Origin of the sequence: Methanobrevibacter sp., from assembly GCF_045541095.1 — an archaeon.
In the GTDB taxonomy this organism is placed as follows: domain Archaea; phylum Methanobacteriota; class Methanobacteria; order Methanobacteriales; family Methanobacteriaceae; genus Methanocatella.
Window position 1 is genome coordinate 1 of record NZ_JAZQIJ010000114.1, and the last position, 6,204, is coordinate 6,204.

At 33.8% G+C, this 6,204-nt stretch carries 6 protein-coding genes; all 6 read right to left on the reverse strand.

Annotation, left to right across the window (positions count from 1 at the left end; genetic code table 11):
• On the reverse strand, positions 1 to 1,629 hold a 1,629-nt coding region (locus ACKI2P_RS04815), incomplete at its 3' end, for a phenylacetate--CoA ligase family protein (RefSeq protein ID WP_407375517.1).
• 6 nt (positions 1,630 to 1,635) lie between these two features.
• Positions 1,636 to 2,682, reverse strand: a complete 1,047-nt coding sequence (locus tag ACKI2P_RS04820; protein WP_407375519.1) for a radical SAM protein — start codon at positions 2,680 to 2,682, stop codon at positions 1,636 to 1,638.
• A complete protein-coding gene (locus ACKI2P_RS04825) occupies positions 2,664 to 3,524 on the reverse strand; it encodes a class I SAM-dependent methyltransferase (protein WP_407375524.1) in 861 nt (286 codons plus the stop codon). The genes ACKI2P_RS04820 and ACKI2P_RS04825 overlap by 19 nt, the downstream gene beginning before the upstream one ends.
• Positions 3,496 to 4,827, reverse strand: a complete 1,332-nt coding sequence (locus ACKI2P_RS04830; protein ID WP_407375520.1) for a coproporphyrinogen-III oxidase family protein — start codon at positions 4,825 to 4,827, stop codon at positions 3,496 to 3,498. Before ACKI2P_RS04830 ends, ACKI2P_RS04825 begins: the two co-directional genes overlap by 29 nt.
• 59 nt (positions 4,828 to 4,886) lie before the next feature.
• Complete coding sequence (locus ACKI2P_RS04835; protein ID WP_407375522.1) at positions 4,887 to 5,366, reverse strand: DinB family protein; 480 nt, start codon at positions 5,364 to 5,366, stop codon at positions 4,887 to 4,889.
• 377 nt (positions 5,367 to 5,743) lie between these two features.
• Complete coding sequence (locus tag ACKI2P_RS04840; protein ID WP_407375526.1) at positions 5,744 to 6,088, reverse strand: GNAT family N-acetyltransferase; 345 nt, start codon at positions 6,086 to 6,088, stop codon at positions 5,744 to 5,746.
• Between the last annotated feature and the right edge of the window lie 116 nt (positions 6,089 to 6,204).

Sequence of the window (6,204 nt, forward strand, 5' to 3'; positions counted from 1 at the left end):
TTTATTTACATATTTGCTCAAATCAAATAAGTAGTTATCCATAATATCAAGAAGAAGTGATCTATAAGGCTCATAAGTTGTGTATTCCACACTATATTTGATACCAACTAAAATTGCTCTGCGAATATTTTCATTTTTATTTTTGCAATTAGCATAGACCCATGGTATCATAGATTGAAATTCTGAGAGGATTAGACAGGATATCACCTTTGCAGCTTCTTCACGAATTTCCCAATCATTTGATGTTGCCAATGAAGTTAATTTTGATAGAACTGCTTTTGAATTTGATTTATAGCAGAAAGCCAATATTGCTTTTCCTATTTTTTGTGCTTTCGTAGTCCAAAAGTGAATTATATAAATTGCTAAATCAAGCAAAAGTTGAATATCGATATCATGTATTTTAGAGATGAATGAACTAACAAATCGATCAGTAATTGGTGGTAAGCTATAATAAAAAGCCTCAAAACAATTGTTTCGAATTAACGCAATTCTTAAATCATCTGTGCATTTTCTTGCATCAATGAAATGCTTCTGTTTTCGGCTATTGTCAATTAATGTGTTCACTTTTGAACAATAAAATTGAATTTCTTCTGATTCAACCAAATCACAGAAATCTAAACTGTTTATAATTTCATCACGAATATAGTTGATTTCTGTTGTTGAATCACATATAACTCTCAAATCAACACATGGTTTTCGCTGTTTGTTGTACACTAAGCATTGCCAAAACAATCCATGTCCTTGAGTTACTACATCATTTATCTGAGAGGATTCAAGAATTATTCCATCATACAAAGGTAGGGATGAATCCCTACCAAGTATTGAAATGTAGTTTTCATTTAGAACTGCATGATCTCCGATTTGATATCTAATCAATGGTGTACCTTGATGATATAGGCTGGTAATTGTTAGATTCCCATCGATGATTTCATAAATAAAATCATTTGGTAGTGTTTGTAATCCTTCAATTCCATCCTTTTCAGCAGCTAAACAATCAAATTCAGTAGAACCATACTGGTTCACAATATTAATTCCATACTTTTTCTGAATTGCAAACTTAAAATTTGGAGCAATGGGTTCTCCAGCAACCATTGCTAATCTAAGTTTGTTAATTTGGATACTAGGTGATTGAAGTAAATTATATAATTTTGATGGAGTAATATCAAGAATTGAAGGAGAAAAATAGTTTATTGCTGATATCACCTCACTATTCGGCAAATCACCAATTGGAATTGCAAATACCCCAAGACGTTTGCAGGCTTCTAAAGTGATTTCTCCATAGCCATTTATCCCAAATGGTTGAATTATACAGACTGAATCAGATTGTGTTACTCCAGCCCAAGTTAAAAAGAGACATTCATTATGTACACTTTCTTCAAAATCTGAAATTGTACGAAATATTACCTTGGGATGCGAATGAGTTCCAGAAGTCATTGATACTTTGTAGATAGGTTCATCAGTTTTAAAATCAAATGGATAGTCTAATAGATCTTGCGGATATACAATTGGAAGCTGTTCCAATGACTTGATTTGTGAGATATTAATCGAATGTGCATTATACAATCTCTTATAAAATGCTGTATGATTATAAGCGTAGTTAATGATTTGGAATAATTTTAAGCTAATCATATAGAATCATCCCTCTTCAGTAGCATCGATTAATTCGCTAAAATGATATCGAATTGTTTTACAGAGAAACTCATTAATTTCAGAATAGTTTGATTTCATATGAATACAATTCCCACAAAATTCACTTCGACAGAACTTTGATGCAGAACATTCAATACAGTCAGAAAGGACTCCAACTGATTGACAATCAGTACATTTTCTATAATTATCAAGCAGTTCTTGGAAAGAGCCAATTGATTGAATATTTGAAATTTTGCTGCAACTATATGAAATATCAGTAGCAGGGCAACATAAGATATTTCCACTAGAATCGATTTTTAAAATCAATTCATTATCAATCAACCCATTATTCGGATAGTAGCTGGATTTATACCTATTTAAAATCCAATCAATTTTATTTGAACTAATAATTCCAGCACTATCATTTGCGATTAATTCGACCAATTTCTTTTCTGATTTGATATATTCATCAAATGAAGGCATCACTTCGCTCCAATTTGCACATAGTGCTCCATAAGGAAGTAACGAAGGAAAATAACATGTAATGTGATTGTCTTTTGCAAATGAATAAATTTTATCAATCATTTGAGGAGTTTGCCTTGTAAGCGTTGAGGAAATGCCAATTTGAGAGTGAAATTCATGCAAAGAATTAATTGCATCAATGACTTTTGAATAGACTCCGGGACCACGAACGGTATCGACAAATGATTGTTCAACAGCATCTAAACTAAATTGTAATTTAATACTTGGATAATCACGAAGTAATTTCTTGATTTGCGAAACATTAAGAAGAGTACCATTTGTAGTTACAACAACCGAGGCAAAATCTGCGATAAATTGACAAATCTCGTAAAATGAAGGGTGCAACATAGGTTCTCCACCGGTAATCACAACATCTGTAATATTTGGCGAACATTTTGTTAGGAATTCATACAGATTTTGTTCGTTAATAAAACGAGGAGTATATCCTTCTTCAAAACAATATTTACATTGGAGATTACATGCTGAACATATTTCGATATACAGTCTCAAACTCACATCTTTTTCCTCCATGCTACTATACAGTCTGTTGTCTTTGGAATGTTTGCATTATCATTTATTTCATGCACTTCATAGATTGGTAACAACTCCATATTTGGATTATTGGGGATAAGACGGTCTTGGTAGTTTTCCTTGATCAAAACATCAATGATATCATGATCTCGTGCCATTTTAACATTTCCATTTTCATCAGTAAAGATATAAACAGCTGTCCACTCAACGATATTCTCGTTATACTTATATGTGTTTAAACGTACACAATATTCTCTTTGAGCAAAAGGCAAATCTTTCTGAAGAGGATTCTCAGCATAGTCATTGTCAGATAGAGAAATATTCGGAACGAAACCATCTGGGTATCCCATAAACTGATTGGAAACAAAAAGCCCTCCAGGTTTCAGAAAGTATTCAAAAATATCTACCAATTTTAGAGTGTCAGATATGCTCAATGGTACAAATAAAAGAGTAATGCAGTCAAACTGTTGAGGTTGAAGTTTTGTTTTCAGAAGATCAAAATTAAAAAAGTCGGCTTCGACCATAGTAATTGGTTCAACACCATTCTGCTCAAATACAGCCTTAACTACAGGGAACGATTCCTTATTTCTCTCAATTCCAGTGATATCATAACCCATTCGTCTTAATTCACATTCATGACGACCTGTCCCGCACCCTAACGCGCACATATTTGACACTTCAATGTTAGAATACTTCTGGATATATTTCTGGACTACAGAATCATAGATTTGATACTGAAACAGTTCATTACGAAAGAAATCAACATATTTAATCATGCCTTCGGGATATGTAATCTGCCAGTTCTTTTCCATATCATTTCCTCCATTCTTCACCAAGGCCATAGCAATATGGTTGCAATCTGCAACGATTAGCAAATGAATAGAATGTTTTTGAGATATTATCTACATAATATCTTCCTTCGTCTGTCACATTAATGCTGTCTTCTTCAATATTAATCAATCCCTGCTGATTCAAAAGACGGATTTCTTGTCCAAATACATCGAATAAACTAATTCCAAAATATGACTTGAACGGAGAATCAGGAATATAAAAGCAACGTGATCCTAAAACCATATATCTCGACATTTGATCATCTATCGTGGATTTTTGTAGTTGCTGAATTGAATAGCCCTGGTTAATTACATCTGCTATATATTTTTTGCTGTTATGTGTGTTACAATAGATAAAATTATTGAAATAACTCCAAGCGCCAGCACCTAATGCAATTTGCTCACCTTGCGGAGCTTTCCAAGTTATCTCTGTATCAGCATTAATATGGTTCGGGAGACAAAAATCAGGTTGAGCTACTTGAATATATCCAAAATTTCGCAGGTAGTTCATAGACTGGGTAAACATCTCTTTTTCAGTTTCTCTTCCAGGGAGTAAGGAATAGAGATCTTGTTGCCTTTCTGAAAGTCCCATACTATATAAACTAATTGTAGATATACCCATAGACACTAATTGCTCAACATTCCGCATAAATCGCTCAATTGATTGATTTGGAATTGAATAAATTAAGTCCGCTGCCACAGTATCAAAGCCTAGATTTAAAGCAGCGTCCAGAATTTGAATATTTTGCTCCTTACGCTGACGAAGCCCAAGGATCTTCAGATCTTCATCAAATAGAGACTGTATTCCAAATGAAACACGATTAATTCCTACATGCTTTAATTCTGAAAGATATTCACTTGTAGCAACGCTTGGATGATTTTCGACTGTAATCTCAACTAAATTAGAATTTGGAATTGCTTTCTTGATATTTGTAATCAAACGGCTGATGTCTTTAGCTTCTAGTAGAGAGGCAGTTCCACCACCAAAGTAGATTGCCCTAAGTTTCTTTTCTGAAAAATCAAAAGATTTAACATATGTCTCAAATTCACAAATTAGTGCGTCGGTGTACTCCTTTGAAAAACTTCTATCTTTAACAATCTCCATGTAGAATCCACACATCGGACATCGATACAGGCAAAAAGGAACATGAATATAAATTCCTAAATCATTTGTAAGTGAGCGATCCTGATTTATAAATAGATTGGATGTGGGTTCAGATTCACCTCGAAATAATGGATATTCCCAAATATATTCTTGATCAACAATAGGAAATTGCTTTCGCCATTCGTTTTCAGATACAACTTCGTTAATCATAAAATCCTCCTAAATATAATGCTGCATTGACGCAATGTTCAATGCAGCATTAGACCTTGTTACGATAACGCCCATCCCTCAACGACAAATTCCGGAATCGCAATTCCCATCACATATGAAAATGCAATCAACTGACCGATATGTAATGTTTCATGCACACACAAATTTCTCAGCTGAGAATTAAGCGATTTGATATCATCCTCTGACCAAGTGATTTTGCCGTCTGCTTTTTCTTGGATGATTTTATCAATACGTTCATCTTGTTCCTGCATTTTTGCGATAATCTGTTCCTTAGAGGATTCACCTTTGTAATCCTCATTTTCTTGCACACAGTCAAACTCCATAGAGCCAGATAGACATGCATCCAAATATGCCTGCTCAACATCACACATTTCTTCAAAATGCTTCATAAACGAGTCCAAACCTGGTCTGGGAAGTTTCTTTTTCAGCTCTTCTTCCGAGAGGGAATTAATGAATGCAAGTGTATTTTCACGCAGATAACGCCAATCGGCAACAACCTGTTGCAATTCCTGATCCATATCAAATTCTCCTTTACTTATAGTGCATCAAGTATCATTATCTTTTGCCTAGTTACTTCTGAGCAGACTGCCACTTCTGAGCGGACTGCCACTTCTGAGCAGACTTCATCTCAGATTTGGTGATGATTTTTTTCCAATCCGACATGATTTCACCTCCCTTTTTAACATCAAGTTTAATCTTACGCTTCGTTCATATAACCTTAGTGCAATTATACCACAAAAAGCACAATTTGTCAAGCAATAATGAGCAAATAGCACTATAAATATTCACCAAATTTTATGTCTATCATTTTGTCATATTTGACATATATTTCAACATTTAAATTAACAATTTGACTATTCAGATTATCTCTAAAACCGAAAAGATATGATACTCACTATTCATTGCCACTAATCAATCTCATCTTAATAAAGTGTTTCCAGAAAAAACCAAGGTATGAGTTGATGAGTGCATTATATTCATCTGGTCTAATTTTACCATTTATCGCCATAACCGCATAAGATACTCTATTTTCAATAATTCTACATGATAAATCAGTAAATCCGCATTTCAAGTAGAAGTTATGTCGGGAGATTCGCTGTTCAATGTTAGCAGATGTTTCTTTCCAGTCTTCTATTGATAGAATGATTCTTCTCCCTTCATATTTTTTTATAATTGCTCTAATAGCCTTTTGCCCAAATCCTTGACCTCTAATTGAAGGATCGATTGCAAAGTATAGAATATAGTCATCCTACTTGAAATTGATATGAAGATGTGATATAATAGAATTATGAGTAAAAGTATAGATTTGAGGGAAGCAGCAATAGCCTATCATGAATCAGGACACACAATCGCAGA